The sequence below is a fragment of the Anthropogastromicrobium aceti genome (genome assembly GCF_020687335.1).
GTDB classification, from domain to species: Bacteria; Bacillota; Clostridia; order Lachnospirales; family Lachnospiraceae; genus Anthropogastromicrobium; species Anthropogastromicrobium aceti.
This window is the reverse complement of sequence record NZ_JAJEQN010000094.1, coordinates 1-1,680: the sequence shown is the minus strand read 5'-3', so window position 1 is coordinate 1,680 and position 1,680 is coordinate 1. Positions and strand designations below refer to the sequence as shown.

At 41.3% G+C, this 1,680-nt stretch carries 1 protein-coding gene; it reads left to right on the top strand.

Going from position 1 to position 1,680, the window contains the following annotated elements:
• The first annotated feature begins 86 nt into the window (after positions 1–86).
• Entirely contained in the window at positions 87–1,376 is a 1,290-nt protein-coding gene (locus LKD48_RS16370; RefSeq protein ID WP_227102629.1) for an IS30 family transposase, read from the top strand.
• Positions 1,377–1,680 lie beyond the last annotated feature (304 nt).

Below are 1,680 nucleotides of genomic sequence, written 5' to 3'. Positions count from 1 at the left end.
GGGGGGGGTAAGGGGCAACGCCCCTTCTGTTATAATCATACTTTCAGCAGATTTCCGGATGGTATCCTACCAAAGGAGAAACTATTATGGCAAAGAATGCACATCTGACATTTGATGAAAGACAGACAATTGAAGTATCACTTCGTGATAATCTCAAGTTCAAAGAAATCGGAGAAATTATAAGAAAAGATCCTTCTACGATTTCCAAGGAAGTCCGCAACCATTACAAGATTGTAGAAAAAAGTACTTACAACCCATGTGCCAACAGACATATATGTAAGCATTACGGTGACATCTGCAAACCCTGTCAGAAACGCTGGGGACAAGATTGTAAGAAATGTGATCCACCTTGCTATACTCACTGTCCTGATTTTGAGGAACAGGTTTGCTTGAAGATTAAAAAACCTCCATATGTTTGTAATGGGTGCGATACCAGGCATGGTTGTAAATTAAGACGCCATCTTTATGAGGCTAAGTATGCTCAGAATGAATATGAAGCTGTCCGCAGCGAAAGCCGGCAGGGATTCGCCATCAGTTCTGAAGAATTAAAAAGGATTGATGGCATCATCTCGCCTTTGATCAAGCAGGGGCAGTCTATTCACCAGATCTGCGTCAATAACGTTGATCTGATCATGTTGGATGAAAAGACAATCTATAACTATATCGATGCTGGTCTTCTTTCTGTCTGCAACTGTGATCTTCCACGTAAAGTTCGTTATCGTATCAGAAAAAAGAAGAAGCCAGTAAGGGTGGACAAGAAATGTCACATTGGCCGTACCTATGAGGATTTTCAGGAATATATGGCTGCCAATCCAGATGTTTCTGTCGTTGAGATAGATTCCGTTGAAGGAAGAAAAGGCGGTAAAGTATTTCTGACCATCTTTTTTCAGAACTGTAACCTCATGCTGGCATTCCTTCGCGATGTGAATACAGCACGTTCAGTAACAGATATATTCAACCAGCTTTATGTTCTCCTAGGGCATGAGAAATTCACTGAATTATTCCCCGTGATTATAACCGACCGCGGAAGCGAGTTTACAGACCCTCTGGGCATTGAATTCAATGGGAACAATGAGCGTAGGACTAGAGTGTTCTACTGTGACCCTCAGCGTTCTGACCAGAAAGGAGGCTGCGAAGTATGCCACGAAATGATCCGACGCGTGTTACCAAAGAAAACATCGTTTGATAACTTAACCCAGGAAGATGTGTCTCTTTTAATGAGTCATATCAATTCCTATACAAGAAAAAAGCTGAACGACCAGTCTGCAAACCAGTTGTTCAGCTTCCTTTACGGTGCGGATACCTTAGCTAAGCTCGGCATCAAGGTAATCCCCGCTAATGAGATCAATCTCACACCATATCTGCTGAAAAAATAAGCTGATCGGATTGCCATCCGGATTCATAACCACTGTTACAGAGGTGGAATTTAATCTTGCAAAAAAAGAAAGATGAATTCGACCTCCGCTTAAAGTGCGCCTTTTCTCAGCGTGGAGCTTGATCTGAGATTATCTTATCATGCTCCAGCAACTGGTTCAATCTATTTGGTTTTGTAAGTTCCAGTTTGGAATCGTAAATTCCGTTAAATCAGAGAATTCTTTATATACCGGAATTTAGTCTTGCAAGAACTTTTAAGAACAGGTATTTACTTTTGCAAACTGGAAGTCAATTTACCAATTCACC

Excerpts from the sequence above, each read along its gene's own strand:
- LKD48_RS16370 (WP_227102629.1), top strand. The coding sequence starts at position 87 with ATGGCAAAGAATGCACATCTGACATTTGATGAAAGACAGACAATTGAA.